This is a genomic window from Chloroflexota bacterium, from assembly GCA_035652535.1.
Lineage (GTDB): Bacteria > Chloroflexota > UBA6077 > UBA6077 > SHYK01 > DASRDP01.
On record DASRDP010000006.1, the window covers coordinates 1 to 26,291 of the forward strand.

At 66.2% G+C, this 26,291-nt stretch carries 23 protein-coding genes; 1 reads left to right on the plus strand and 22 read right to left on the minus strand.

The window, feature by feature from the left end; translation table 11 throughout:
- Positions 1 to 186: 186 nt before the first annotated feature.
- The 16 genes from rlmB to rpsP all read right to left on the minus strand — a co-directional run bounded on the left by rlmB (position 187) and on the right by rpsP (position 15,600).
- Positions 187 to 939 (minus strand): 23S rRNA (guanosine(2251)-2'-O)-methyltransferase RlmB, encoded by a 753-nt coding sequence (rlmB, locus tag VFC51_00815; protein ID HZT05548.1) that lies wholly within the window; start codon positions 937 to 939, stop codon positions 187 to 189.
- 11 nt (positions 940 to 950) lie between these two features.
- The gene (gene cysS / locus VFC51_00820) at positions 951 to 2,339 is read right to left on the minus strand and encodes a cysteine--tRNA ligase (GenBank protein HZT05549.1); all 1,389 of its coding nucleotides are present in this window, start codon (positions 2,337 to 2,339) and stop codon (positions 951 to 953) included.
- 50 nt (positions 2,340 to 2,389) lie between these two features.
- Positions 2,390 to 3,082: a serine O-acetyltransferase gene (gene cysE, locus VFC51_00825; GenBank protein HZT05550.1), complete on the minus strand. Its 693-nt coding sequence runs from the start codon at positions 3,080 to 3,082 to the stop codon at positions 2,390 to 2,392.
- A gap of 2 nt (positions 3,083 to 3,084) precedes the next feature.
- The gene (gene ispF / locus VFC51_00830) at positions 3,085 to 3,606 is read right to left on the minus strand and encodes a 2-C-methyl-D-erythritol 2,4-cyclodiphosphate synthase (GenBank protein HZT05551.1); all 522 of its coding nucleotides are present in this window, start codon (positions 3,604 to 3,606) and stop codon (positions 3,085 to 3,087) included.
- Positions 3,603 to 4,316: a 2-C-methyl-D-erythritol 4-phosphate cytidylyltransferase gene (gene ispD / locus VFC51_00835; protein HZT05552.1), complete on the minus strand. Its 714-nt coding sequence runs from the start codon at positions 4,314 to 4,316 to the stop codon at positions 3,603 to 3,605. Before ispD ends, ispF begins: the two co-directional genes overlap by 4 nt.
- A gap of 2 nt (positions 4,317 to 4,318) precedes the next feature.
- Positions 4,319 to 5,386 carry a PIN domain-containing protein gene (locus tag VFC51_00840; protein ID HZT05553.1) on the minus strand — a complete coding sequence of 356 codons (1,068 nt, stop codon included), beginning with the start codon at positions 5,384 to 5,386 and terminating at the stop codon, positions 4,319 to 4,321.
- A 148-nt stretch (positions 5,387 to 5,534) separates the two neighbouring features.
- Complete coding sequence (gene radA, locus VFC51_00845; GenBank protein ID HZT05554.1) at positions 5,535 to 6,893, minus strand: DNA repair protein RadA; 1,359 nt, start codon at positions 6,891 to 6,893, stop codon at positions 5,535 to 5,537.
- A 67-nt stretch (positions 6,894 to 6,960) separates the two neighbouring features.
- Positions 6,961 to 9,429: an ATP-dependent Clp protease ATP-binding subunit gene (locus tag VFC51_00850; protein ID HZT05555.1), complete on the minus strand. Its 2,469-nt coding sequence runs from the start codon at positions 9,427 to 9,429 to the stop codon at positions 6,961 to 6,963.
- Between the two features lie 112 nt (positions 9,430 to 9,541).
- Positions 9,542 to 10,855 (minus strand): S1 RNA-binding domain-containing protein, encoded by a 1,314-nt coding sequence (locus tag VFC51_00855; GenBank protein HZT05556.1) that lies wholly within the window; start codon positions 10,853 to 10,855, stop codon positions 9,542 to 9,544.
- 98 nt (positions 10,856 to 10,953) lie between these two features.
- Positions 10,954 to 11,556: a recombination mediator RecR gene (gene recR, locus VFC51_00860; GenBank protein ID HZT05557.1), complete on the minus strand. Its 603-nt coding sequence runs from the start codon at positions 11,554 to 11,556 to the stop codon at positions 10,954 to 10,956.
- Positions 11,556 to 11,855, minus strand: a complete 300-nt coding sequence (locus VFC51_00865) for a YbaB/EbfC family nucleoid-associated protein (protein HZT05558.1) — start codon at positions 11,853 to 11,855, stop codon at positions 11,556 to 11,558. Before VFC51_00865 ends, recR begins: the two co-directional genes overlap by 1 nt.
- 53 nt (positions 11,856 to 11,908) lie before the next feature.
- Complete coding sequence (gene dnaX, locus VFC51_00870) at positions 11,909 to 13,651, minus strand: DNA polymerase III subunit gamma/tau (GenBank protein ID HZT05559.1); 1,743 nt, start codon at positions 13,649 to 13,651, stop codon at positions 11,909 to 11,911.
- Positions 13,648 to 14,424: a DNA repair protein RecO gene (gene recO, locus VFC51_00875; GenBank protein HZT05560.1), complete on the minus strand. Its 777-nt coding sequence runs from the start codon at positions 14,422 to 14,424 to the stop codon at positions 13,648 to 13,650. The genes dnaX and recO overlap by 4 nt, the downstream gene beginning before the upstream one ends.
- 48 nt (positions 14,425 to 14,472) lie before the next feature.
- Positions 14,473 to 15,042 (minus strand): ribosome maturation factor RimM, encoded by a 570-nt coding sequence (gene rimM, locus VFC51_00880; GenBank protein ID HZT05561.1) that lies wholly within the window; start codon positions 15,040 to 15,042, stop codon positions 14,473 to 14,475.
- Between the two features lie 29 nt (positions 15,043 to 15,071).
- Positions 15,072 to 15,329 (minus strand): KH domain-containing protein, encoded by a 258-nt coding sequence (locus tag VFC51_00885; GenBank protein HZT05562.1) that lies wholly within the window; start codon positions 15,327 to 15,329, stop codon positions 15,072 to 15,074.
- Entirely contained in the window at positions 15,304 to 15,600 is a 297-nt protein-coding gene (gene rpsP, locus VFC51_00890) for a 30S ribosomal protein S16 (protein HZT05563.1), read from the minus strand. Before rpsP ends, VFC51_00885 begins: the two co-directional genes overlap by 26 nt.
- A gap of 193 nt (positions 15,601 to 15,793) precedes the next feature.
- On the opposite strand from rpsP, the gene VFC51_00895 reads away from it, so the two are divergent.
- On the plus strand, positions 15,794 to 16,954 hold the full coding sequence (locus VFC51_00895) for a site-2 protease family protein (GenBank protein HZT05564.1): 1,161 nt from the start codon (positions 15,794 to 15,796) through the stop codon (positions 16,952 to 16,954).
- 2 nt (positions 16,955 to 16,956) lie between these two features.
- Here the strand turns inward: VFC51_00895 and VFC51_00900 are convergent, their stop codons facing one another.
- From VFC51_00900 to VFC51_00925, 6 genes are all read right to left on the minus strand, one after another.
- Positions 16,957 to 18,006, minus strand: a complete 1,050-nt coding sequence (locus VFC51_00900) for a sigma-70 family RNA polymerase sigma factor (GenBank protein ID HZT05565.1) — start codon at positions 18,004 to 18,006, stop codon at positions 16,957 to 16,959.
- Positions 18,007 to 18,258: 252 nt separating this feature from the next.
- Complete coding sequence (gene ffh, locus VFC51_00905) at positions 18,259 to 19,584, minus strand: signal recognition particle protein (GenBank protein ID HZT05566.1); 1,326 nt, start codon at positions 19,582 to 19,584, stop codon at positions 18,259 to 18,261.
- A gap of 36 nt (positions 19,585 to 19,620) precedes the next feature.
- Positions 19,621 to 20,571, minus strand: coding sequence for a signal recognition particle-docking protein FtsY (gene ftsY / locus VFC51_00910; protein HZT05567.1), 951 nt, complete (start codon positions 20,569 to 20,571; stop codon positions 19,621 to 19,623).
- Between the two features lie 72 nt (positions 20,572 to 20,643).
- Positions 20,644 to 24,165 carry a chromosome segregation protein SMC gene (smc, locus tag VFC51_00915; protein ID HZT05568.1) on the minus strand — a complete coding sequence of 1,174 codons (3,522 nt, stop codon included), beginning with the start codon at positions 24,163 to 24,165 and terminating at the stop codon, positions 20,644 to 20,646.
- A gap of 46 nt (positions 24,166 to 24,211) precedes the next feature.
- Positions 24,212 to 24,901 (minus strand): ribonuclease III, encoded by a 690-nt coding sequence (gene rnc, locus VFC51_00920; GenBank protein ID HZT05569.1) that lies wholly within the window; start codon positions 24,899 to 24,901, stop codon positions 24,212 to 24,214.
- A gap of 44 nt (positions 24,902 to 24,945) precedes the next feature.
- A complete protein-coding gene (locus VFC51_00925; protein HZT05570.1) occupies positions 24,946 to 26,283 on the minus strand; it encodes a TldD/PmbA family protein in 1,338 nt (445 codons plus the stop codon).
- Positions 26,284 to 26,291: the final 8 nt, after the last annotated feature.

The window sequence follows — 26,291 nt, forward strand, 5'->3', positions numbered from 1 at the left end:
TCCCTGGGCCGAGGACCGCCTGGGGACACGTGGGAGCCATCGATGCCCCACCGCGCAGAGACAAGCCGACAACCGACGATGCGCTGGCATTCGCCCCACCCCCACTCCGAGATGCGGTTGGGATGATAGGCGGGACCACCATCCGAGCGCCGTAGGAAGAAAGTACGGGTCTCGCGAAGCGAATTGCTAAGCGCGACTGCCCGCCGATGTCGCTCGACGCCGAAAGAGGTGGTAGAGCAGGATGGACCCGGCGACCGCCACGTTGAGCGACTCGACGGGCTCTGCCATCGGTAAGCGGACCACGAAGTCGCATTCCTCGCGAACGAGTCGGCGAAGGCCGCTCCCTTCCGCCCCCACGACGACCGCGACCGGGCCGCTGAGGTCGACCTCATCGTACACGCTGGGCCCATGCGCATCGAGGCCCACAATCCACAGGCCGACTTCCTTGAGCTGGCGCAGGGCGCGCGCGAGATTGGGAGCCTGGCAAACCGCCAGGTGCTCCACTGCCCCCGCCGAGGCGCGGACGACGGCCGGACTGATCCCCGCTGCGCGGTGCGAGGGAATCACGACCGCCGTGACGCCCACCGCGAGGGCGGTTCGGAGCAGCGAGCCAACGTTTTGTGGATCTTGGACCTGGTCGAGCGCCAGGACGAGCGCATTGGAGCCTGCCGCCTTCGCGCGCTGCAAAACGTCGGCCACCTCTGCGTATGCGAACTCGTCCAGCTCGGCCGCGATTCCTTGATGGCGCGGATGAATCGAGTCCAAGCGGGTTCGCGGCACACGGACGATGGGGATGCCGACGGTCTCGGCGGCGCGCAGGGCTTCTCGGATCGCGGGTTCGGAATCCCTGACGCCCGCCTCGACGAAAATCCGCTGGACGCGCCGGTGCGCCCGAAGAGCTTCCGCGACCGCGTTCCGTCCAGCGAGAAGCTCAGCCATGCCGCAATGCCCTATCGATCGCCGGGCGGTGACTCGAAGCGCCACTCCGTTCCGTCCGGCGTGTCCTCGAGCGCGACACCCAGCTCTTTCAGCCGATTGCGAATGCGATCGGCCATCCCCCACTGACGGTCGGCGCGAAGCTGCCCGCGGATCTCGACGAGGAGGTCGATAAAAGGATCGACATTCGACGGCGCAAGCGCCTCGTCCCGCGTCAATGGGATCCCCAGCACGTCCACCATCGTGCGGAACGCGGCCCGGAGCGCCGCCGCCTCGCTTCCCTTTCCGCCGAGTCGGTTGATCTCGTGGGCTGTGTCAAACAACACGCCAAGCGCGCCGGGCGTATTGAAGTCGTCGTCCATGTAGGCGCCGAATCGCGTCAGCATCTCATGCGATGCCGACGTCGGTGGGACCGGAGGCTCCGGCTGCGCGCCGTACGCCGCGCGCAGCGTCCGAAGGCTTCGGGATGCGCCCGCGATGCCCTCCTCGGAAAAGACCATGGGAGCACGGTAGTGCACTTGGAGGAGAGCCAGCCGAAGCGCCGCGGGCTCGTATTGCTGGAGCACATCCGCGACCGTGGTGAAATTCATGAGGGAGTGTGACATCTTCTCGCTACCCGTCATGACGAGGCCCACGTGGGGCCAGTAGCGGGCGAAGGGCACGCATCCGGTGTAGGACTCGCTCTGGGCTATCTCGTTCTCGTGATGCGGAAAGATGAGGTCCTGGCCTCCGCAGTGGATATCGATCTGATCGCCCAGCGTCTCGCGCACCATCGTCGAGCACTCGATGTGCCACCCCGGTCGACCCTCTCCCCAGGGACTTGGCCACGACGGCTCCCCCGGTTTCGCACGCTTCCAGAGAGCGAAGTCCCGCGGATCGCGCTTTCCGGGCTCCAGCTCCTTCCGCACGCCGACCATGCCGCTTTCTTCGGTCCGTCCGGACAGCTTGCCGTAGTCCCGGAAGCGGTCCACTTCGAAGTACACGTCGCCATCTACCTCGTAGGCGAAACCCCGGTCGATGAGGCCCTCCACGTACTCGATGATCTGAGGCATGAAACCAGTCACCGACGGGTATACATCGGCAGGCTTCACGTGTAGCCGAGCCATGACGTCGAAGTAGGCGTCGGTATAGTTCCGCGCCACCTGTGACGCCGTGAGTCCCTCTGACTGGGCGCGCGCGATGATCTTGTCGTCGATGTCCGTGAAATTCTGGACGTGGCGCACGCGATATCCGCGCCATTCCAGCGTGCGGCGGATGATGTCCGCGGAGACGAAGAGGCGAGCGTGTCCGACGTGCGGGTGAAACTTGGGAGTCATGCCGCACACGTACATTCGAACCGGATCGCCGATGGGCTCGAAGACGTCCTTCGCGCCGGTGAGCGTATTCGATATCCGGAGGGCCAAATCCCCCACTCCTGTGCGACTACGGCGACGGACTCAGGGACGGGACGGCGCTAAGCGCCGACGGGGCGAGCCACCCCGGGCGGCTCCTCCACCGAATCGTCGGCGAGCTGGGCACTGAGGGCCGAAAGGCGGGCTTCCAGCAACACGACCCGCTCCTGGAGAGCGTGGATCGTTTCGCCTTCGGGGTCTGGCAGCACTTCCACGCGCTCGTGGATGTCCGTATCCGGTGGGTGGGTAGCGACGACCCACCCGGGAACCCCAACGACGGTCGAATTAGGCGGGACCGATCGAAGCACGACCGACCCGGCGCCAATCTTCACGTTGTCGCCGACCTCGATGGCGCCGAGGACCTTGGCGCCCACGCTGATGAGGACGTTGTTTCCGATCGTCGGGTGCCGCTTGCCACGCTCCTTCCCCGTACCGCCGAGTGTGACCCCTTGATACAGCGTCACACCGTCGCCAATCTGGGTCGTCTCGCCGATGACGACTCCCATGCCGTGGTCGATAAAGAATCCCTTGCCGATCGTGGCGCCGGGGTGGATCTCGATGCCCGTGAAGAAGCGGGCGACGTGGGAGAGGACGCGAGGCGCAACCGGAACCCGCAGATTCCAGAGCCAGTGCGCAATGCGATGGCTGATGATGGCGTGAAATCCGGGATACGCGAGCACGACCTCCATGGCGCTTCGCGCCGCTGGGTCCCGCTCGAACACGGCCTGGAAGTCTGCTCGCAGGGTGTCGAACATGGCTACCTGCCGCGCTCGATCAGGGCGGTCGCGAAGGCGGCGATGGCATCCTCGCGCCCGAGCGAACCAACGTACTCGGGAGACGTGGCCTTTACATTCACGGATTCGGGCTCAACGGAGAGCGCCCGTGCCAGGTTCTCGCGCATCTGATGGAGGTGAGGCCCGAGGCGTGGACGCTGTGCCACGATGGACGCGTCGACGTTCCCGACTCGCCAGCCGTCGTCCGCGAGCGCCGAGGCGACCTGCGCTAGGAGCAGCAGGCTATCGGCTCCGCGAAACCGCTCGTCGGTGTCCGGAAACCAGGTCCCGATATCCCCACGTCCCGCAGCGCCGATGAGGGCATCCGCCACGGCATGGGCGAGCACGTCACCGTCGGAGTGACCGTCGAGGCCGCGAGGATAGGGTATCGTCACCCCGCCCAATACGAGCGGGCGACCTGAGGCGAGCGGGTGGAGGTCGTGGCCCACACCGACGCGGAACCCGGGCTTCGTGGGCGAGCTTGTCGAGGAGTTTGCCACCGTCATCTTTTGGCTTCATCTCCCGGCGTCGGACGGCCTGACGAGGACGCCGCCAGGAGCGACTCCGCAATGCGCAGGTCGACGGGGGTCGTGATCTTGATATTACCATAGGCCCCCGGGAAGACTCGCACCGCCACGCCGAGCGCCTCGACCAGGGCAGCGTCATCGCTGACGACTCCCGTGGCCCGATCGTGCGCCTCCAAAAGCAGGAGCCGACGAAAGACTTGCGGTGTCTGGGCCGCCCACAGCGCCTCCCTCGGCGGTGTCCCCCTGATCACATCGCCTTCGACCAGCTTGATCGTGTCGACGACGGGCACCGCGGCGATAGCAGCGCCGGTCGGCACGGCAGCCGCCAGACCGCGTTCGATCATCTCACACGTGACGAGCGGCCGCGCGCCATCGTGGACCACGACCCACGTCGCCTCGGGGCAGGCGTCAAGGCCCGCGCGCACCGAGTCCTGCCGCTCGGCGCCCCCTTTCACAACGCGGGCGCCGGGCGCCGCGACGGCTACCAGGTCGTTCATTCGTCGCTCGGACCCGCTCGCGGAAACAACGACGATCACATCCACGGACGAGCAGCCGGCGAAAGCCCTGATCGACCATTCAATGACCGGTCGATCTCCGAGCGCTTCCCACAGCTTGTCCGCGCCCATTCGCACGGACGAGCCACCAGCCAGCACGATTCCGGCGACCGGGCCTTCGCGATTGGCAGCCACGCTTAGGCCCTGGCGACGTCCGATGGAGGTTTCACTCGGGCGAAGACCATCCGCCCGGCCGCGGTTTGCAGCACTTTGGTCGCAACGACGTCGACGGTCTGGCCCATGAACTGGCGGCCGTTCTCGACGACGACCATCGTGCCGTCTTCGAGATAGCCGACGCCCTGGCTCGGTTCTTTGCCCTCCTGGATCAAGCGGATGGAAATCTCCTCGCCCTGGAGGATCACCGAGCGTACCGCGTTGGCCAGGACGTTGACGTTCAGGACCTCGATGCCCTGGAGCTGAGCAACGTGGTTCAAATTGTAATCGTTGGTGATGATGGAGTAGCCATGCTCTTGCGCGAGGCGCACGAGCTTCGCATCCACCCCGATGGCATTCTCGACGTCTTCATCAGTGATCTCGACCGGCGTTGTCGCCTCCTTCTGCAGCGTCCCGAGGACGTCGAGCCCCCGGCGTCCGCGATTCCGCCGCATCGCGTCGGGGGAATCCGCGATGTGTTGGATCTCCTCGAGCACGAAGCGCGGGACGATCAGCGTTCCACCCAGGAAGCCGGTTCGCGCAATATCGGCAATACGCCCGTCGATGATGGCCGACGTATCGAGCAACAGGCACCTGCCCTCCATCCGCGCCGCGCCGCGTCCCGCGCGCGCGCCGATCCCAAGCGTTGCGAGGATTCCCTGCTCGTGGGCGAGCATGGCCATGACCCCAAAGTACGCCAGCACGGCGGTGGCAATGACGGGGAGCACACGCCCGTACAGGCCCGGCAGAAACGAGAGGGGGAACGACATGAGCGCGCCGCTCAACAGGCCGAACGTTAGCCCCACACCGCCCAGCAGGACGTCGCCCGCCGACGCGTGGTAAATGCGGTAGCGCAGCCAAAAGAAGGGTCGAGTCGTCACGTATGGCGTGAGGAGATAGCCCACGCTGAAGCTCAGGTAACACCCGCCGAAGACCAGCCAGACGCCGATGGTCGTCCACCGGGAGAGATCGACGAGGTTCGCGAGTAGCTGAAAAGCGGCGATGCCGGCCAGAATGCCGCCAATGATCCTCAGGACGATCTCGACGTTCATCCTGCGCTCGATCTCCTCACCATACCGAATTGGTGACGGCTGCGTCGTAGAGGCCAACCTGACTGAACGAAATGGCACGTGGGGTTACGGAAATCACCACCGCGTGGGGGCCAATCATGACCATTGGTAACGGAGCTCCGGCCTGGGGCTATTGTACGCCTATGAGGGCCGATGCCTCCCGCAGCGTCGACGCCTCGATCGTTCGCATCCCAGCGGGCGTTTCGCGCGCGCCTTCCTTTCGCTTGGGTACGATGGCCGACCGGAATCCGAGCTTCGCTGCCTCGCGCAGTCGAAGCCCGAGCTGCGAGACCGTTCGGAGCTCGCCGGCGAGGCCGACTTCGCCGATGGCAACGGTCTCCGGATCGATGGGCACGTCCCGCAAGGATGACAGGATCGCAAGCGCCGTTCCTAGATCGGCGGCGGTCTCTTCGATGCGCAGGCCCCCGACGACGTTCACGTGAACATCGCACTCGTGGACGGCCACGCCGCCCCGCTTCGCGAGCACAGCGCACAACAGGATGACCCGATTGAAATCGATCCCGTTGGCCATCCGCCGAGGCACCGCGAGCGCCGACCGATGGACGAGTGCCTGGACCTCAGCCAGCATGGGTCTGGTCCCCTCGAGCACGACGACGATGGCGGAGCCGCTCCCGCCCCGCACGCGGTCGGTGAGGAACGCGGCGGATGGGTTGCGCACCTCCGCGAGCCCGGCGTCGCGCATCTCGAACACGCCAACCTCGTTGGTCGCTCCAAAGCGGTTCTTCACGCCACGGAGGAGCCGATACGCCTGGAGCCGCTCGCCCTCGAGATAGAGCACCACGTCGACCATGTGCTCCAGCAGTTTCGGGCCAGCCAGGGTCCCTTCCTTGGTCACGTGGCCGATCAACAGGATCGCCGTGTCGGTGGCTTTGGCCACTTCGTGCAACCGGAGGGTGCACTCGCGCAGCTGTGTAACGCTGCCGGGCGGGGACTCGCCCGCCGGATCGTACACGCTTTGGATGGAATCCACGACGACGAGTCTGGGAGCCTCTGCGCGAACGTGGTCCACAATGCTCGTCACATCGTTTTCGGCGGCAAGCCGAAATTCGGTGTTGCTCAGGCCAAGCCTGCGCGCACGGATCGCGATCTGCGGGAGCGACTCTTCACCGGAGACGTACAGGACTGGCGCCCGGGCCGCGACGGCATCAGCGATCTGCATGAGCAGGGTCGATTTGCCGACCCCAGGGTCTCCTCCGACGAGCACGACCGAACCGGGAACGATGCCGCCGCCGAGGACCCGATCCCACTCCGATATCGGAGTTTGTAGCCGAGCGACCTGCTCGGCCCGAACGTCGTCGAGTCGCGAAACGCGCAGCGCCGACGGACGGGCGCTCCCGCGCGAAGCATTCGGCCGCTCAAGGGCCTCTTCGAGGGAATTCCAGGTTCCGCAGCTCGGGCACTGTCCGAGCCAGCGCGGCTGGCGTGCCCCGCAGGCGGAGCACAGGTATGTGGTTCTCGATTTCGTCATGGCGTCCGCAAAGGGACAGCGGGCCGACTGGAATCAGTCGGCCCGCTGTCCCCGCTGTTTCGCGCCCTTATGCGGTCTCGACGAGCGCCTCGGCCGGGCTGGTGGTCATCACCAGCTCGCCATTCTGAACGTCGACGTGGATGGTCTCTCCGCGTCGGAACCGTCCCTCGAGCACCCCCTCCGCGATGGGGTCCTCGATGTGATTTTGGATCGCCCGCCGCAGCGGACGTGCGCCAAACGTCGTGTCGAACCCCTTCTCGACCAGGAAGTCCTTCGCCTCCAGGCTCACCTCGAGGCTGATCTCCTGCTCGACCAGCTCCATGCGAACTCGCTTCAGCATGAGGTCGACGATTGCCCGAATCTGCTCTTTGTCCAGCGAGTGGAAGGCGATCGTCGCGTCGATCCGGTTCAGGAACTCGGGGCGGAAGATGTTCTTCAGCTCGCCGAGCACCCGGTCCTTCATGCGATCGTACTCGCGCGCTTTGGCCTCTTCCTCATCGGCCGTCGTTGCAAAGCCGAGACGCGAGTCCTTGCGGATCGCCTCGGTCCCGACGTTGGAGGTCATGATGATGATCGTGTTGCGGAAGTCGACCTTTCGCCCCTTGGCGTCCGTCAGACGTCCGTCGTCGAGGATCTGCAGGAGGATGTTGAAGACTTCGGGGTGCGCCTTCTCGATCTCGTCGAGCAGGATGACCGAGTAGCTCTTCCGTCGCACTGCCTCGGTGAGCTGCCCACCCTCTTCGTAGCCGACGTAGCCCGGGGGCGCACCGACGAGCCGCGCTACGGAGTGGCGCTCCATAAACTCCGACATGTCGATGCGAATGAGCGACTCCTCGCTCCCGAACATAAACTCCGCGAGCGCCCTGGCCAGCTCCGTCTTGCCAACGCCGGTGGGCCCGAGGAAGATGAAGGAGCCGATGGGCCGACGCGGATCCTTGAGGCCTGCTCGGGCGCGGCGCACAGCCCGCGACACGACCGTGATCGCCTCGTCCTGCCCAATGACGCGCTCGCGAAGCGCCTCTTCCATTTTCAGCAGTCGCGCGGACTCCTCCTCGGCGATGCGCATCACCGGGATGCCCGTCCACATGGAGACGACCTGCGCGATGTCTTCGGGGCCGACCACCGGGCGGTCCACGCCCTGCTGGGTTTGCCAGCCAGCCTCGAGCTTCTCGATCTTGTCGCGAAGCTTCGACTCGCGATCGCGCAGCTCAGCGGCCAGCTCATACTGCTGAGCCCCAATCGCCGCGTCTTTCTCGCTCTGGACGGACTCCAGCCCGCGAAGGGCGTCTTTCAGGGATGGTGGCGTCGTGGCGCGTTGCATTCGCACGCGCGACGCCGCCTCATCGACCAGGTCGATCGCCTTGTCCGGCAGGAATCGATCGGGCACATATCGCGCCGCGAGATCGGCGGCCGCCTTGATCGACTCGTCGCTGATCTCCAGCTTGTGGTGCGCTTCGTAGCGATCCTTGATCCCCTGGAGGATCTGGATCGTCTCTTCGATCGTGGGCTCCTCCACGAGCACGGGCTGGAACCGGCGCTCGAGCGCGGCGTCTTTTTCGATGTACTTGCGATATTCGTCGAGGGTCGTCGCGCCGATGCACTGCAGCTCGCCGCGTGCCAGCGAGGGCTTCAGAATGTTCGCCGCGTCAACGGCGCCCTCTGCGGCGCCCGCGCCGACCAGCGTGTGCAGCTCGTCGATGAAGAGCACGCAGTTGCCAGAGCTGCGCACCTCTTCGATGATCTTCTTCAACCGCTCCTCGAACTCGCCGCGGTATTTCGTGCCAGCGACCAACGAGCCGATGTCGAGGGTCAGCAACCGCTTCCCCATGAGCGTCTCGGGGGCGTCGCCCGAGGCGATTCGCTGCGCGAGGCCCTCGACGATCGCGGTCTTGCCGACGCCTGGTTCACCCACGAGCGCCGGATTGTTTTTGGTTCTCCGAGAGAGGATCTGGATCACCCGCTCCAGCTCTTTTTCACGGCCGATGCAGGGGTCCAGCTTGTTGGCGCGGGCGGCCGCGGTCAGGTCCATGCCAAGCTGGTCGATCACCGGCGTCTTGGACGAGTGCCGCGATTCCTGCTGCGAGTATGTGCTGGACTGGTTGAGGACGTAGTTGACTTGCTGGCGGACCTTGTCAAGGCTGACACCCAGGCTCTCCAGCACGCCCGCGGCGATGCCCTCGCCTTCGCGGACGAGGCCAAGAAGCAGGTGCTCGGTGCCGATGTAATTGTGGTTGAGCCGGCGCGCTTCCTCGACGGATAGCTCGATCACCTTCTTGGCCCTGGGTGTGAGGCCGATGTCGCCCGTGACGGTCCGCTCGCCGCGGCCGATGATGAACTCAACCGCGCTGCGCACCTTGTTGAGGTCAACCCCAAGGTTCGCAAGCACCTTGGCGGCGACTCCCTCACCCTCGCGGACGAGACCGAGAAGCAGATGCTCAGTTCCAATGTAATTGTGGTTGAATCGCTGCGCCTCTTCTTGGGCTAACTGAAGAACCTTGCGCGCGCGTTCAGTGAATTTGTCAAATCGTTCTGCCATTCGTTCGTCTCCGATGCGCGAGGTGCAGCGAACGAGGATGTCTGCCCAGCGCTTCAAGATTATACGGCCCCACACCGCGTGGCCGGCGCCGGGCTGTTGTCAGAAAGTTCGCCTACCCTTCACCCTTCCCCTGGCGATGCTCATTGCCACCAGCGTCATCCGAGGCGCCGTTGTGGTCGCTTCGAATCACTCTGGCGCCGCCCATCCATCCACCTGCCTCGCGCGCTTCCTCGGTCTCAGAAGCACCATACACCATCGGCAGCCCGGCCACCTCAGCCTCTTCCGCCTCCGCCCGAGCCTGTCGTAGGCTGAGACCCAGGCGGCGCCGGTCGGGCTCAATGCGGATAATCTTGACCGGAACGATCTCTCCCTCGTGTACGACATCCTTCGGGTGCTGGATCCGTTCGTTGGACAACTCTGAGATGTGGATGAGACCCTCGAGCCCGGGCTCGATCTCGGCGAAAGCTCCGAACGTTGCCAGCTTCGTGACGCGCGCTGTGACCGTCTGGCCGACGTGGTACTTCTCGGCGATGTCCTGCCATGGCTCACTGCGCAGCCGTTTCAGGCTCAAGGCAATCTTCTTGTTCTCGCGGTCGACACCCAGGACCAGCACGTCGACGGTGTCTCCTGTTTGCACCACCTGGCTCGGATGGCTCACCGGCGTCCACGACAGCTCGGTGAGGTGCACCAGCCCGTCCGCGCCGCCCAGGTCGACGAACGCCCCGAAGTCGCAGATGCTGCTCACCCGCCCTGTCCGCACCTGCCCCTCGTGCAGCTCTTCGATAAGGTGGTCCCGCTGCCTCGACCGCCGTTCCTGCTCGGCCGCGCGCTCGGACAGGATGAGTCGATTCCGTCGGCGGTTAATCTCGATGACCTTCAGGGCCAGCACGCGGTTCTTCATTCGCTCAAGCCGCGCCTCCACGGCTTCGTCAGGCGCTGCCTGGCGGAGGTCCACGACTTGCGAGAGCGGAACGAATCCACGGAGTCCATCGACCCGGACGATCAAACCGCCGCGGTTGTAGTCCACGACTTCGCCCTCGACCGTCTCCCCCTGTTCGGAGGCGTGCTGGAGGTTGCGCCAGCCCCGCTCCGACTGGGCGCGCGCGAGGGAGAGGAGCGCGTGGCCTTCGCGGTCCTCCGGCTCGACGACCATGGCCACGATGGGTTCGCCGACCGTCGCGGCGCTTTCGAGCTCTCCGGGGGGGACACCGGCTTCTGACGCGGGAATGACCGCTTCAGCTTTCGTGCCGATGTCGACGAGAATCTCGTCGCGGGTGATCTGGACGACGACCCCCTCCACAACCTCGCCGCGCCGCAACGTGCGAAACCGTGGTGGGGTAGACGCCAGAAGGTCCATGAGCTCCTGGTCGGCTTCTGGTTCGGCAGACGGTGGCCCTGGTCGTTGGGACGAATCAAGCTCGTCCATGGGGACCCCCTACCTGTTCAGCCGCGACGGCTACGCCGAGAGTATACTCCACGATTTTGAGCGAAGGGCCCCGCAGCAGCGGTCTTTAGCGACCGCTCTTATGGCACTGGCCGGCGGTTTTCGAGCGCCTGCGCCAGCGTTACCTCGTCGGCATACTCGAGATCACCGCCAATCGGCAGGCCGCGCGCAATCCGGCTCACGCGCACGCCGAACGGACGAATCAGATGCGTCAGATATTGGGCAGTCGTGTCTCCCTCCACGTTCGGATTCGTCGCGAGAATCACCTCGGCTACTGTTTCCTCGCGGATTCGGCTCATGAGCTGCGCGACTTTCAGGTCTTCCGGGCCGATGCCTTCCATTGGCGACAGGGCCCCGTGGAGGACGTGGTAGACGCCGCGAAAGCCGCGGGTCCGTTCCAGAGCCAGCACGTCGAGCGGCTCCTCCACGACGCAGACAGTCGACCGGTCTCGTGCAGGGTCGGAACAGATGGCGCACGGGTCGGCATCCGCGATGTTGAAACAGACGGAGCAGAACGTGACGGAGCTCCGAAGCTCCGCCAGCGCTTCCGCGAGCTCAACGGACACGTCGGAGGGCGCCCGCAGCAGGAAGTACGTCAATCGCTGGGCAGATTTCGGCCCGATTCCTGGAAGGCGGGCGAAGGCATCGATGAGGCGCGCGACCGGTCGGACTGGACCGTGCATCAAAAGAGCCCGGGTATTTTCATTCCCCCGGTCAAACCCGACAAACGCTTGGCGGCCAACTCCTGGGCCTTTCCCAGCGCGTCGTTGACCGCGACCACGACCAGATCCTGGAGCATTTCAACGTCGTCCGCGTCGATAACGGACGGATCGATCTCGACAGAAATGAGCTTTTGTTGGCCCGAGGCAGTCGCTTTCACAACCCCGCCGCCAGCGCTTGCCTCCACCGTCTCCGCGGCGAGCTCCTCCTGCAGCTTAACCAGTCGGCTCTGCATCTGCCGCATGAGATTCTGGTTGAACATTCCTTATCTCCTCTGGTCTAGCCGTTCCCCACCATCATACTGCCCGCGAGCGCCTATTCCTGAAGCGCGCCCATTGACTGAGGGTCGGGTGAAATCTCGAGCAAGCGGCCCCCGAACAACTTTGAGGCGTACTCCGCGATCGAATCATTGTCCGTCTCAGCCCCCTCGCGGGGATTCGGCGCGGATTCAGCAATGCGCACCGATAGGGGTGTCTTGAACTCCTCGAGCAGCATCTCCTCGACGTGCTTTCGTGCGCTCGCTTCCAGCCGTTGCCGATCGATCGCGGTGAGTTTTCCTTCCAGCACCACGACGCCGTTGTCGAGCTGACTTGGCGTGAGGCGCGCCACGAGCGTCTTGGCGAACAGGTTCCCCTGAAAGCGATCGAGGAGGCTGGACCACCGAGCCTGGACCGCCGCCAGGGACGGCGCGGGTGGCGATGCTGGCTCCGCCACCGCTCCGGAATGGTTCTGATGCGGCAAGGGGTCCGCATAGTCGGCGCCGCCTTCGTGCACATGGTGGGGCTCACCGGCCGTGGCCCGCTCCGGCTTGGCGGCCAACGGCGCCGGCCCCACCTCGGCGGCGATGGGGGTCGCCGGTGGGGTCTCCATCGACGTCTTGGTCGCGAGGCTGGGTGCGGCCAGGCTCGGCGATCCACCCCCAGCGGGCGCGACCGTCGGTTCCTTTTGAATGGCAAGGGCCGCCGCCGCCAGCTCCAACCGGACAAGGAGCTGGCGCTCGTTCGCGCCGGCGGTCTCGGCGTCGGCGAAGCGCGTCAGGATCTCCGCGATGTGACCGGGGGCCCATCGGCCGGTGATCTCGCGGAGCCAATCCCGCTCCTCCGAACCGAGGTCCATCAGGAGCGCCGATTCCGCGCCCGCGCGCATAAGCAGGGCGCAGCGTAGCTCAAAAAGGACCTCGTTGAGGAACTGGTGGAGATCGGCCCCCTCCTCGGCAATCCCCTCGAGGACCTCCAGCGCCCTGCGCGTGTCGCCATACGCGAGCCCGTCGAGGAACGAGCGAATTGCGTCGCCGCGCACGAGGCCGAGCACGCGGCGCGCCGCCTCGAGGGTCACCGGGCTTCCCCCAAACACCGCGACCTGTTCGAGCATGCCCAGCGCGTCGCGCAGGCCGCCGTCCGCCAGCCGAGCCACGCGCTCCGCCACCCCACGCTCGAGCGCGATCCCCTCCATCACCGCGACCCGCGCCAGCTGGTCGGCGATGATGGGCTGCGGGATCCTCCCGAGGTCAAACCGCTGACAGCGCGAGACGATCGTGGCGGGGACCTTGTGGGCGGCAGTCGTCGCCAGCACGAATACGGTGTGCGGTGGCGGCTCCTCGAGTGTCTTGAGAAACGCATCCCACGCGGGCGCCGTGAGCTGGTGCGCCTCATCGACGATGTAGACCTTCCAGCTCGCCTCCGCCGGCGCGAATCGCACCCGCTCGCGCAAGGCGCGAATGTCGTCGATCCCGCGGTTGGACGCCGCGTCGATCTCGGTCAGATCGATCGCGCGCCCCGCGTCGCACGTGACACACGAGTGGCATTCACCACATGGCTCCCCGTCGAGCGGCTGTGCGCAATTGAGCGCTTTGAACAAGATGCGCGCGAGCGTGGTCTTTCCCGTTCCCCGCGGTCCACAGAGCAGGTATCCGTGCGCAACGGCCGACCGGGCCACGGCGTTCCTGAGCGTCCGAACCACGGCCTCCTGCCCAACGACCTCTCGGAAGAATTTTGGTCGCCATCGGAGGTACATAGCCCGCACAGGCTCCGGGCGCGTCAGCTCCGTAAGATCTGTCATGCTCGGTACCCCGCGGCCGTTTCGGCCACCACCCGCACGAACTCGGCCGCGCGGAGTCTCCGCTCCGAGACGTGCTCGATGTGCGCGCGGAGGAGGCGTTCTGCGGGGCTTCCGGCCTCGCCCACGGATTGCAGTGCGATCTGGTCGGCGCGCGGCGTCCGCTGGAGATACCGCAGCAGCTTCAGCGCGTCGACAGATATGGGGATCGTGGACACTTCGCTCCCGGCGCAGCTCGGGCAAAAGACGCCGCCCCGAACCGCTGAGTACCCGTTCTGGACTGGCTGAATCGAATCATTGCACCCCAGGCAGATCGAGAGCTCCGGGCGAAACCCCACCGCGTCGAGCAAGTGCAGCTCGAAGTGGCGAGCCACGAGTTGCGGGGCGATAGCGCCATCGTCGAGGGCCTGCAGCGCGCCCAGAAGCAGCGTAAACACCTCCGGATGCGCGTCGTGGTCCTCGAGAAACGCGTCGATCAGCTCGACCAGGTGGTATGCATGCGACGTAGCGATGACGTCGCTTCGCAACCGCCAGAACGGATCGGTCATCGACGCCTGCGTGACCACCGCGAGGTCTCGCCCCCGCGCCAGCAGCACATGGGTATGCACAAATGGCTCGAGGTGCCCGGACATTCGGCTGGTGGTGCGCCGGACGCCCTTCGCCAGCACCCGAAGCTTTCCCATTCCCGGAGTCAACATGGTGATGATGCGGTCAGCTTCGCCGAAGTCCATGCGCTTCAGAGGCACCGCGTCGGTCGACGTGAGTCGGGTGCGCACCAAGCACGCTCCTCTACAGCTCACACGCGAGCTGACGGATTGAAGATCTCACCGCAACCCATCGAGGAGCCGCACCGTCATCACTCCGGCGTCCACGTCGATGGACCGAACGACTTCATGGATCGCTGGAATCAGCACCTGCCCATCGGCGGAGCGAACCACGTAGACGTCGTTGCTGCCGGTCTCGAGGATGTCCACAACCTTGCCGAGGGCCTCACCGTCGACCGTGCGGACGTCGAGGCCGATGATCTGATACCAGAAGTAGGAGTCGGCGTCGAGCCGAACGGCGTCGTCGAGCGGTACGAACAGGTGCGACCCCTGAAGACGTTCCGCGTCCGCACGCGTCTCGACATCCGAGAGCTTCAGGATTACCGCCCCCCGTACGAGTCGCCAGCGCTCGACCGATCGCGGGGTCTTCCGGTCTCCGAGAAACACCTGCCGCGTCGTTCGAAAACGATCGGGGAAGTCGGTGAGAATCGCGCAACGCACTTCACCGTGGATACCGTGCGGTCCGGTGACGCGTGCAATGGTGAGGTACCCGGTGTCTTCGTCGGGACCGGAATCCCCGTTTGGGACCGCGCTGCGCGCGGCCCTTCCTGAAACCAGGCTGCGCGTCACAGCACCGCGGGGAATCGCAGCCTCACGTCTCAGCCCACTTCGAGGGATACGCGAACGCCCTGGCGCACAGCCGCTGAACGGAGGAGAGAACGGATCGCTCGGACGATTCGTCCCTCGCGGCCAATCACCCGTCCAACGTCCTCTGGCGCAAGGCTCAGATGGTAGGCGACAACGTTGTCTTCCACGGTCTCGGTGACCTGCACGTCGTCGGGATTGCGCGCGAGGAGACGGGCCACGAATTCGATGAACTCTCGGTTCGAGTTACTCGGCTGCGGGCTCGGCTGCATCCGCGTGCTCCGGCGTTGGCTCGGTCGAGATTTCGACGATGCCCTCTCGGCGGAAGAGGCGCTCGACGCGCTCCGACGGCCTCGCTCCCTTGGCGAGCCAGTCGAGCGCGCTCTCGCGATCGATGTGCACGGTACTCGGTTCCGTCAGAGGATCGTAGTACCCAATATTTTCGATAAATGCGCCGTCACGTGGCGCCCGCGAATCCGCGACGACGACGCGATACCGCGGCTGTTTCTTTGCGCCCGTCCGACGCAGCCGTATTCGCAGCATCAACACCACCGGACCCGTCGCGCGGCGACGCGTCCCCTTTCCTCGCATCGGGAAATTGGCCGAATGTGCCCGGATTATAGCCGAATCGGCCGTGCGTTCCCGTTCTATCCTCACAATGGCGCGATGCGAGTACAATGCCAGTTGACCTTCCGCTCCGACGCCCGGTCACCCACCATCCCGAGCGAGGCCCTGCGTGGCGAGGACCTACGATATAGCCAGCGTCCGCGGGATCTCCATTCGCATCCACGTGTCGGCAGCAATCGCCTTCGCGCTCCTCGTGCTCGTCCTGGCGGCCGTCTACTTTCCGGCGATGCTGCCCCGCGAGCGCGTGCCGACGTATTGGTCCGTTGGGTTCATCTCAACGCTTTTTCTGTTCCTTTCGACGCTGGCCCATGAGCTGGGGCACTCGCTCGTGGCGCGATTGCGCGGCGTGCCCGTCGAGTCCATCACCTTCGTAATGTTCGGCGGCTCGTCGGACATTCGATCGGAGCGCGAACGCCCCCTCGATGAGCTGCTGATCGCGCTCTCGGGTCCGATCGTCAGCCTCGTCCTCGCGGGACTCGCCGCCGGCGCCCGCACGACGATACCGAACCCAAGCCAGCCCTTGCTGCTGTTTCTGGAGTCCGTGCTGCTTCTCAACATCTGGCTCGGCGTGTTCAACCTCGTGCCCACCCTTCCGCTGGATGGCGGGCGCGCGTTGCGCGGCTTCCTCTGGCAGCAACTGGGGGACTACCGGCGAGCGACACGCGGCGCGGGGATGGTGGGACAGATCATCGCGGGGGGCCTGCTCGCGACCGGCATCATCCTTTTCATCCTTTCGTTGGACACCGCGCGCAATCCGGTTCCCGCCATCCTCGGCTATGACACTCGCGGGGTAGCGTTCCTCGCCATCGTGGTGGCCTGGTTCCTGAACAGCAGTGCGCGCTCGGCCTATCGCCAGCTCGTGCTTCAGGGACGCTTCGCGGGCGTAAAGGTGTCCGACCTGATGTTGAGCCAGCCACCCACCGTGGCGCCGTGGACCCGACTGGACGAGATCATGTCCACCCACTTCGTCCCAAACGGCGAGCGCGCCGTCGCCGTCGTGCGCGATGGCGACGTACTGGCAGGGCTCGTCGCCTATTCGGACATCGCCCGCGTCTCCCGGACCGACTGGCCGACGCGGGCTGCCGGCGAGGTGATGACGCCGCTCTCACAGCTCGTCACGGTAGCGCCGAACGACAGCGTCGAGACCGCGATTCGGCACATGGCGGAGAAGCACCTGAACCAATTGCCCGTGGTGGTGGACGGGAAGCTGGTGGGGATCATCGCCCGAGTCCACGTCCTGCAATTCCTGGACCTGAAGGAGCGCCGCTGACGCTACTCCAGGTACTCTTTCAGCTGCATTCGCAGCTCCGGCTGACGGAGCTTTTGCAGCGCCTCCGCTTCGATCTGGCGGACCCGCTCTCGGCTCACGCCGAGCTCTTCCCCGATCTCTCCCAGGGTGCGGTCTCGACCGTCGATCAGGCCGAATCGCATCTTGAGCACGATGCGCTCGCGGTCCGTGAGCTGCTGGAACACACACTCGACGTGGTACCGCAGCATCTCTTGCGCCGCGACTTCGGACGGTGGCGACGCGCCGCGATCCGCGATGAAGTCCGAGAGGGTGCTCTCGTCCTCTTCGCCCACGGGCGTTTCGAGAGAGATCGGCTGGCGCGCCGCGCGAATGATCTGGCGCACGCGTTCCGGCGTGGTATCCATCGCCTTCGCGATCTCGTCGGGCGTCGGCTCTCGCCCGATCTCCTGCTGCAGCTCGCGTGACTGGCGGTAGACGTCACCGATCAGCTCAATCATGTGGACCGGAACGCGAATCGTCCGCGCCTGATCGGCGATTGCGCGGGTGACGGCCTGGCGAATCCACCAGTAGGCGTACGTGCTGAACCGATAGCCTTTCGTGTAGTCGAACTTTTCGACCGCCCGTGAAAGCCCGATGTTCCCCTCCTGAATCAAGTCCTGGAGGGGCAGGCCGCGGCCCATGTACTTGCGAGCGACGCTGACCACGAGCCGAAGGTTCGCTTCCGTCAGCTTTCTGCGGGCGCTGTCCCCGGCGTGAATCTGCTCGACCAGCGCGAGAGTCGCGTCGGAGTCGAGCGCGCGGCCGGGATTCTGGAGTGCCGCTTGCGCCAGCCTCCCCTGTTCAATCGCCTTCGCGTACTCAACCTCCTGGTCGGCCGTCAGCAGCTTGACGCGACTGATATCCCGCAGGTAGATCGCGGCCGGCGCCTCGCCGGCGACGAAGTCACCTTCGGCCGCTGTCTCACTGGCGACCGCTCGCGCGGGGCCGTCGTGGAGGGAATCATCGGATTCGTCGAGGAGCGCGCGGTCGTGGAGCGCGCCGATGTCGTCCCAGTGAAGACCGGACTCATCCATTGAGTCCTCGCGATGCACCAACACCATATTTCCCGTCCAGCGCCTCGTGGGACCTCGGGATTCGGCCACCCTGCCGAACCACGACCCAGGAGGCGACTCCATTCCGCGCAGGCCGCGGCATGGGCATACGCAATCAGGGAGCGCGTCAGTCAGATCGCTGCACAGGGCGCGCACCGCCAGGGTAAGAGGGACAAACCCGGCGACGTGAAGCGGACTGTGTGGAGACCGGTGAACTATATCAGAATTCGTTCGCTATCGAAAGAGTCCGGCGATGTTCTTCGGGAGCTTCCCCCCGGCCATCGCCTTCATCATCTGCTGCGCCTGGCGGAACTGTCCAAGGAGCTGGTTCACGTCCGCGGGCGTCATTCCGCTCCCGCGAGCGATGCGGCGGCGCCGGCTGCCGCCGATGATCTCTGGATGATGCCGTTCGTCCGGCGTCATCGAGAGGATGATCGCCTCGATCTGCTTCAAGTCGGACTCGTTCAACGAGGCGTCCCCGGCCTGCTTCATGAGGCGAGACATGCCGGGAATCATCTCCATGATTTGGCTGAGCGGTCCCATTCGCTTCAGCTGGCGCATTTGCTCCAGGAAATCTTCGAGGTCGAAGGTGGCCGCCCGCATCTTCTTTTGCAGCTCTTGGACGCGTTGCTGGTCGAATGTTTCCTGCGCCCGCTCGATGAGGGAAAGCACGTCGCCCATGCCGAGAATCCGCGACGCCATGCGGTCCGGGTGGAATTGCTCGAGCGCATCCGTCCGCTCGCCGACGCCCACGAACTTGATCGGCACGCCCGTTACCTGGCGGACCGAGAGCGCGGCACCGCCGCGCGTGTCCCCGTCGAGCTTCGTGAGGATCAGGCCGGTAAGTCCGACCCGTTGCTGAAACTCCTCCGCAACCTTGACCGCGTCCTGGCCGGTCATCGCGTCGGCGACGAGGAGTACCTCGGTGGGCGGAGTGCGCCGCTTGATCTCCGCCAGCTCGTCCATCAGCTCGTCGTCCACGTGCAGCCGCCCTGCCGTATCGAGGATGACCGGGTTCTGGCCGAGACTCCGCGCCTCGCGGAGCGCGGCCGTGCAGACGTCGGGCGGGGACGCGCCAGCCTGTGTGAAGACGGGAATTTCGGTCTGCTTGCCGAGAATCTGAAGCTGGCTGATGGCGGCGGGACGATAGGGATCCGCTGCGACGAGCAGCGGCTGGTTCCCCTGTTTGCGGAGCAGGACCGCGAGCTTCGCAGCGGTCGTGGTCTTTCCCGATCCCTGCAGGCCAACGAGCATGATGACGGTCGGAGGCGCCGAAGCGTGAGAGAGGCGCGCGGGCTCACCCAGCAGCTCGATCAGCTGCTCGTGCACGATCTTGACGACCTGCTGAGCCGGGGACAGGCTCTGGAGCACCTCGGCGCCGATGGCGCGCTCCTTCACGCGGGCCACGAAGTCCCGCACGACCCGAAAGTTCACGTCGGCTTCGAGGAGCGCCAGTCGGACCTGCCTCAGCGCCTCGTCGACGTCTTTCTCGCCGAGCTTGCCCTTCCGTCCGAGCTGATCGAATACGGCCTGGAGCTTCTCAGACAGGCTGTCAAACATTGTGTGCCTCCCACGCGGGTCCGAGGCGACGCGGCGTCACTGGTCCACATCCACCGCGTCGACCGCGAAGAGCGATGCGACGAACGCCTCTGGGTCAAAGGGGCTCAGATCGTCGACGCGCTCGCCCGTTCCGATGAAGCGAACGGGCGCGCCCAGCTCGCGAACGATTGAGAACAACACGCCCCCTTTGGCGGTCCCGTCCAGCTTCGTGACCACGATTCCGTCCAGCCCGGCCGCCTGGGCGAATGCTCGCGCCTGCAATACGGCATTCTGGCCTGTGGTCGCGTCGAGGACCAGGAGCGAGCGCGCAGGCACGTTGTGACGATCCACCACGCGACGCACCTTCTTCAGCTCCTCCATGAGATTCGTCTTCGTATGGAGTCGACCCGCCGTATCCACAATCAAGGTGTCGAAACCCCGGGCCGTGGCCGCGGCGATGCCGTCGTACACCACGGCGGCCGGGTCAGCGCCGGGCTGCGCCCCGACACATGGAATCTGAATCCGGTCGGCCCACACCTCGAGCTGCTCGATCCCGGCAGCGCGAAAGGTGTCGCCTGCCGCGAGCATGACGCGGCGACCCTCGCCGCGCCAGTAGTGCCCGAGCTTCGCGATCGTCGTCGTCTTGCCGACGCCATTCACACCGATCATCAGGACGACGGTGAGCCCCTCGCTCAGGAGGGGCAGGCTGGCGGTGTCCGTTCGGAGCAGCTCGACGAGCCGCTCCTGGAGCGCTTCGTTGAGCTGGTCCCCCGTGCGGAACTCGCCCCGTCGGAATCGGCCCCGCATCTCCTGGAGGAGAACGTCGGTCGTGGCCGCACCGACATCAGCTCCGATGAGCAGCTCCTCCAGCTCATCCCAAACGTCCTCCGTGACCTCGGTGCGCCGAAGGAGGACGGCGATGCGCCCGAAAAAGCTGGACCGCGTCTTTCGGACGCCCGCCTCGAGCTTCGGATCCTTCTCTTCCCTGCGAAAAATTCTGCGAAACACGGTCTCCTCGCGCGCCACTGCCGGTCGCCCCGCCGGAGAGCCGACCCGCGGCCGCCATTGTGCATGCGCGCCCTATGGGATCGCGGCTTCGAGCCGAATCGAAACCACTTGCGAGATCGCGCCCGGGGTCATCGTAACCCCGTAGAGGGCGTCCGCCATCTCCATCGTCGCGCGGTTGTGTGTGACGAGGATGAATTGCGTGGACTGTGACATGTCGCGGATCGACGAGACGAACCGCTGCACATTGGTCTCATCCAGCGCGGCATCGACTTCATCAAGCATACAGAATGGGCTCGGGTTGACGCTGATAAGGGCCAGGAGGAGCGCGGCCCCAACGAGGGAGCGCTCGCCCCCGGACAGCGTGGCCATTCGGTGCTGGCGCTTTCCCGGCGGCTGCGCGGCGATGTCGATGCCGCACTGCGTGCTCTCCGGGTCGCCAATCAAGAGCAGCTCGGCGTCGCCACCGCGGAACAGCTCACGAAACATCTCTTTGAACCGCAGGTTCGTCTCGTCGAACGCGCGCGCGAAGCGGTCCCGCATCTGCTGGCGGGCTTCCGCCATCCCCTCACGAATAGCCGCTTCCGCCCGATTGAGATCCTCGAGCTGCTCGGTCAGGAACTGATAGCGATCCCGCACGACGGCATACTCGGCCAGCACGCCGTAGTCCACCGACCCGATGCTGCGGAGCTCGCGTTGCGCGCGCAGCAGGCGCCGTTCGAGCGTGTCCGAGTCGAGCGCGCCGAGGTCAGGCCGCCGTGACGTCCCCTGCAGGACGGCGACCGCGTCGACTCCGAGCGCCTCCGCGACGCCGCTCGCCTCTGCCTCGAGCCGAGCAACGATTCCCCGCGCGTGCTCCGCATCTGCGCCAGCGCTGGCCTGCTCGGCGCGGGCATCTGCAAGCTCTGTCTGCACCGATTCGAATTCGCGGGCGGTTGCTTCGGCAGCCTCCACGTTCGCGGCTGCGGCCTGGGACTCCGCCGCCAGGTTGGCTTCCTCCGCGGCCACCTTCGCATCCCACGCGGCAATGGAATCGTTGAGGCCGTCAAGGCGCAGGCGGAGCACTTCGCCCTCGCGATCAAGTCGGGTCAATTCCGACTGCAGCGTCTGGATGCGCGCTGCCAGTCGATCGACCTCGCGCGAATCCCGCTGCACGGCGTCGACCATGCGGGCCAGGCGTTCCTCCGCGAGGGCTCGCTCCACGGACGCGGTCGCGTGGCGATCCATCGCCGCGCGAAGTCCTTCTTCAGCGCGACCCACCGCCGCCTCGCGATCCCGAAGATCGGCGAGGATCCCTTCCAGCTCGGCCCGAGTGGCCGCCGCCCGCTTCGCGTTCGCCGCGATGCGCCCCTCGATCTCCGCAGATGCGCCCGACGGATCGAGGCGGGCCAGCCGTTTGCTCTCGGCGTCCAGCTGCCCACGCAGGCTCGTCAACCCTCCTTCGATCTCCTTCACCCGGGCCACTATCCGAACGCGCTCCGCTTCCTCCGTGCCCATCGCCTCTCGGGTGGCGGCGCCGGCCTCCGAGGTCGCGCGAAACTCCTCCTCCAGAGCAGCCACCTGTCGGCGGGCATCCGCGATCCGGATGGCCAGCGCGGACTTGCGCTCCTCCAGCTCTACGGCGCGATCGTCGGCGGCGCGCAGGCCGACGCGGTGCTCGCCGTCCGCGCCGAGACAGTGCCCGTCCGCACTCGCGACGTGGAACGGCACGCGAGGCGCTCCCGCTGAGACCGCCTCGCGCAGGCGCTGGGCCACAGACCGAGCTTCCGCAAGGGAAGCAACGACGATCGTCGTGCCCAGATACCGCCGGACGAACGCATTCGCGCCGCGCGCCGTGACGAGGTCAATCGCGAGCTCGTACGGCTGCGCGTCGCCAATGATGCGCGCCACCCAGGCTCGGAAGTCATCCCCATCGGCTGGCTCGTTCGTCGCAGAATCCGGCACCAGGACCGGTTCGACGTCGGGTCCGCGCTGCCCGTCATCGACGAACCAGGCCGTGTCCTTCGCAGCGACCACCTGGTACTGAGCAGCGGTCCCGAGGGCCGCCGCGATGGCGCGGCGATACCGGAGCGGCACGTCGACGACGGCAGAGAGCAGACGGGCGCTGGATCCGCGCGGCGCCGTGTTGAGGCCTGCAATGGCCCGCTCTTCCCCCAACAGGCCGTCGAGCGCCCGCCGCGCCTCTCGGAGGGCCGCGCCGGCGCTCTCGCGCTTCGCGGCATCGCGCGCAGCGTCGATCCGAGCGCGGGCGATCCTCTCTTCGACGGCCGCCAGGTCAAGCTCCAACGCCTGCCTGCGCGCGTCCGCCTCGCCGATGGCCGCGATGAGCGCAGCCTGTCGCTCCTCCGCTTCGGCGCGCTGTCCCGCCGATGCCGCCAGGCCTTCGAGTCGCGCACGAAGCTGGAAGTCTTCCCGTTCGATCGCCACCAGCGCAGCTTGGCTGCGCTGCGCGGCCGCCTGCACCCTGGATGCAAGGGAGCGAGCCTCATCGAGGTAGGCGCGGGCCTCGCGCACATCGTGGTCGTCGGCCGCCACTGGCGTCGCCGTCTGCGAGTCTTTCAGCGAGGCGCTGCTGCGCTCCAAGGCAGCCTTCGCGGCGGCGTGCTCCGCTTCCGCGTCGGCCAGCTCGAGGCGGAGCGCACTGGACCGAGTCTCCACGCTCTGGAGCCGCTCGGCCACGGCCGCCCGCTCCAGGCGCTCCTTCTCTCGTCGGGCGCGATGGTCCTGAAGCGCGACGCTGGCCGCTGCCATGCGTTGACGAGCGGCCGCCGCCTCGCCGTGAAGGGCCGCGCGTCGTCGATCGATCTCGCCCAGGGTCGCACGCAGCTCCTCGGCCCGCGCGCTGAGCGCGCGACCGCGGCGCTCTGCCTCCGCCAGCCGCTCTCTGCCCTCGGGCAGCGCGCGCCCGTACCATGCGACGGCGAGCTGCTCCACCTCGTCCCGAACGTCGCGATGCCGCTGGGCCCGGTCCGCTTGCACCCGCAAACGGTCGAGCTGCGGCCGAACTTCGGCCGTGACGGCGGAGATGCGAAGCGCGTTCTGCTGCGTTTGGAGGAGATCGCTCTCGATCTCCGCTAGCCGCGCTTCAAAGCGCCGGATGTCCGCGGCGTCGGCGATGAGGGCCCGGCGCTCCTGCGGCCGCTGAAGCGCGAGCTGGTCGATGGCGCCCTGGCCCACCACGCAATAGGAGTCCGGTCCTAGTCCGGCCTGACCCGCGACGTCCAGCACGTCGCGAAGCCGCGTCCGCCGGCGGTTCAACAGGTACTCGGTTTCGCCGGAGCGATAAAGCCGTCGAGCAGCCGAGATCTCGGCGAGGTCGATCGCCACGCGGCGGTCGGTATTGTCGAGGACCAGGGTAACCTCGGCCATCCCAAGCGGGCGGCGCATCGCGCTGCCGGCAAAGATGACGTCCTCGCTCTTGGTTCCCCTGATGGCTCGCGCGCTCTGCTCGCCAAGAACCCAGCGGACTGCGTCTACGATGTTGCTCTTCCCGCTTCCGTTCGGCCCGACGATCGCGGTCAGACCGGGGCCCAGCTCGATGCGCACGGTCTGCGCGAAGCTCTTGAAGCCGGTCATCTCCAGCTGCTTCAGGAACACGAACGACTTCCGAGCACGGACCTGGAACCCGCAAAGGAGAGGGAGGTCACGACGCGGATTCTTCCAGCATCTCGAGCGCTCGCGCGGCGGCCTGCTGCTCGGCCGCTTGCTTGGACGAGCCCGAGCCAATAGCGGAAATTCCATCGTCGGTGGAGACCTGGACGGTGAACCGCGGTCGGTGCTCCGGCCCTTCCACCTGCAAAACGACGTAGGCGGGGAGGGCGCCCCGGCGCGCTTGAATCCGAAATTGCAGCTCGGACTTGGGATCGAGAGCGCGCCGAGACGGTGAGAGTCCCGGAATCGCCCGTTCCACGAACGGACGGATCACCGCCACGGCAGCCGCGTAGCCCAGATCGACGTAGACGGCGCCGATCACCGCCTCCAGCACGCTGGCGAGCAGGGCGTCGCGCTCCCGCCCCCCTCGCTCCTCCTCACCACGTCCCATCCTGATGTGGGCCGCCAGGCCCAGGCTCCGCCCCCAGGCCGCGAGACTGGACTGCCGGACCAGCGTGGCGCGCATGTTGGTCAGCGAGCCTTCCGGCTCCTCCGGGAACGAACGGTAGAGGAGATCAGCCACGGCCGCGCCAAGCACGGCGTCGCCCAGGAACTCGAGGCGCTCGTTGTCGGCGGCGCTCAGCCCCTCGTTTACAGCGGACTTGTGGGTCAGTGCCAGATCGAGGAGCGAGCCGTCCCGAAACCGAACGCCGAGTCGCTCTTCCAGGGCAGAGCGATCCATGGCGTCAAGCGTACCTTGCGCGGCGAGACGTTGGCGCGCCGTCGTCAAAACTGTGTCGCACTTGAGAAGTGGAACTCCGCGATCCGAAGCGCGGGCACCCGCGTGCCGCCCGCCTCATCCTGCAGCATCACCGCTTCGCGGCCGATCGTCTCCACGCATGACAAGGCCGCGAGGACGCTCTGCGTGAAGCGAAGATTGCGGATGGGTTGCGAGATCTCCCCATTCTCGATGAGGAAGGTGCCGTCGCGCGTCATCCCCGTCAGGATGGTCCGAGTCGGGTGCACGACATTGACGTAGTGGAATCGCGTGACCCAGATGCCCCGGTCGATCCCTCGGAGCAGCGACGCCTGGTCCGCGTCCCCTGTCGCGAGGAACATATTGAGCGGGACAGGTCCGTACGTGTTGGGCGCAGGGAGGGCGTGCCCCGTGGACTCTTTGCCCTCCTTGCCCGCGGTGTACGTGTCGTATACGACACCCCGCGCGATCCCCCGCTCGAAAAAGTCCACGCGCCTCTTGGGGACGCCCTCGAAATCGAAGGGGATCGGGACGCCCGTCGGGTCGATGCCGTCATCCCACAGGCTAATGTTCTCGCCCACGATCCGCTCGCCGAAGTGGCCGTTCATGAAGCTGCGGCCCTCCTGGACCGCCAGGGCGCCCAGGCCCATGTACGCGAGGTAATCGATCATTGTGCCGACCGCGTAAGGCTCCAGCACGACGCGGTACGCGCCCGGATCGAGCGGGACTGGGGCGCGGCTCTGAAGCGCCTTCGCAACAGCCTCCTGCGCGACAGCATCGACGTCGATGGCGCTCGCATCGACCCCCGTTCGCTCCGCGTATCCCGAGCTGTCCTCTCCCATGATCACCGATTTCAGGGACGCGTGGGTGCGTGGCGCATAGGCCCACACGCCGTGGGAATTCGCCACCGCGATCTCCATCGTCTCAGTGCTCCACGCGCCGGACGCGTTCAGCCCGTGTGCCAGGGCGCAATCGCAGATCGCCTTCACATCACGGGCGCGGCGCTCGGGCGAGTAGTCCGCGGTCGCCGACGAAAAGGCAAGAGCGGGAGGGATCGGCCGCGGTTTGGGGAGTCCGCGGAACTCCGGATCCTCCGGGGCAAAGCGCGCCGCGTCCACCGCGCGAGCCACCGTCGCGACGATCGCGCGATCGTCGAGCTGGTTTGTGGATGCGACGCCGGTTCGCAAGCCGACGATGGCGCGCACCCGAATCTCCACCGTTGAGTCCCAAACGTTCTGGTGAACGGTCGAATTGGCGAAGCGGGTGAGGGCGCTCTCCTGGGAAGTGATGACGACTTCGGTCTCATTCGCCGCCGACGAATCGATGGCCGAGGCTGCTATCCGTTGGAGGCGGTCCTCACCAAGCATTCCAGTCC

Bases quoted from the DNA above. Each gene is read 5' to 3' on its own strand.
- VFC51_00855 (HZT05556.1), bottom strand. From the start codon at position 10,855: ATGGACGAGCTTGATTCGTCCCAACGACCAGGGCCACCGTCTGCCGAA.
- ffh (HZT05566.1), bottom strand. From the start codon at position 19,584: ATGTTTGACAGCCTGTCTGAGAAGCTCCAGGCCGTATTCGATCAGCTC.
- rpsP (HZT05563.1), bottom strand. From the start codon at position 15,600: ATGCTGCGAATACGGCTGCGTCGGACGGGCGCAAAGAAACAGCCGCGG.
- VFC51_00850 (HZT05555.1), bottom strand. From the start codon at position 9,429: ATGGCAGAACGATTTGACAAATTCACTGAACGCGCGCGCAAGGTTCTT.
- rnc (HZT05569.1), bottom strand. From the start codon at position 24,901: ATGGATCGCTCTGCCCTGGAAGAGCGACTCGGCGTTCGGTTTCGGGAC.
- recR (HZT05557.1), bottom strand. From the start codon at position 11,556: ATGCACGGTCCAGTCCGACCGGTCGCGCGCCTCATCGATGCCTTCGCC.
- rlmB (HZT05548.1), bottom strand. From the start codon at position 939: ATGGCTGAGCTTCTCGCTGGACGGAACGCGGTCGCGGAAGCTCTTCGG.
- VFC51_00865 (HZT05558.1), bottom strand. From the start codon at position 11,855: ATGTTCAACCAGAATCTCATGCGGCAGATGCAGAGCCGACTGGTTAAG.
- VFC51_00925 (HZT05570.1), bottom strand. From the start codon at position 26,283: ATGCTTGGTGAGGACCGCCTCCAACGGATAGCAGCCTCGGCCATCGAT.
- VFC51_00840 (HZT05553.1), bottom strand. From the start codon at position 5,386: ATGAACGTCGAGATCGTCCTGAGGATCATTGGCGGCATTCTGGCCGGC.
- cysE (HZT05550.1), bottom strand. From the start codon at position 3,082: ATGTTCGACACCCTGCGAGCAGACTTCCAGGCCGTGTTCGAGCGGGAC.
- VFC51_00885 (HZT05562.1), bottom strand. From the start codon at position 15,329: ATGCAGCCGAGCCCGCAGCCGAGTAACTCGAACCGAGAGTTCATCGAA.
- dnaX (HZT05559.1), bottom strand. From the start codon at position 13,651: ATGACAGATCTTACGGAGCTGACGCGCCCGGAGCCTGTGCGGGCTATG.
- VFC51_00900 (HZT05565.1), bottom strand. From the start codon at position 18,006: ATGGATGAGTCCGGTCTTCACTGGGACGACATCGGCGCGCTCCACGAC.
- radA (HZT05554.1), bottom strand. From the start codon at position 6,893: ATGACGAAATCGAGAACCACATACCTGTGCTCCGCCTGCGGGGCACGC.
- ispF (HZT05551.1), bottom strand. From the start codon at position 3,606: ATGACGGTGGCAAACTCCTCGACAAGCTCGCCCACGAAGCCCGGGTTC.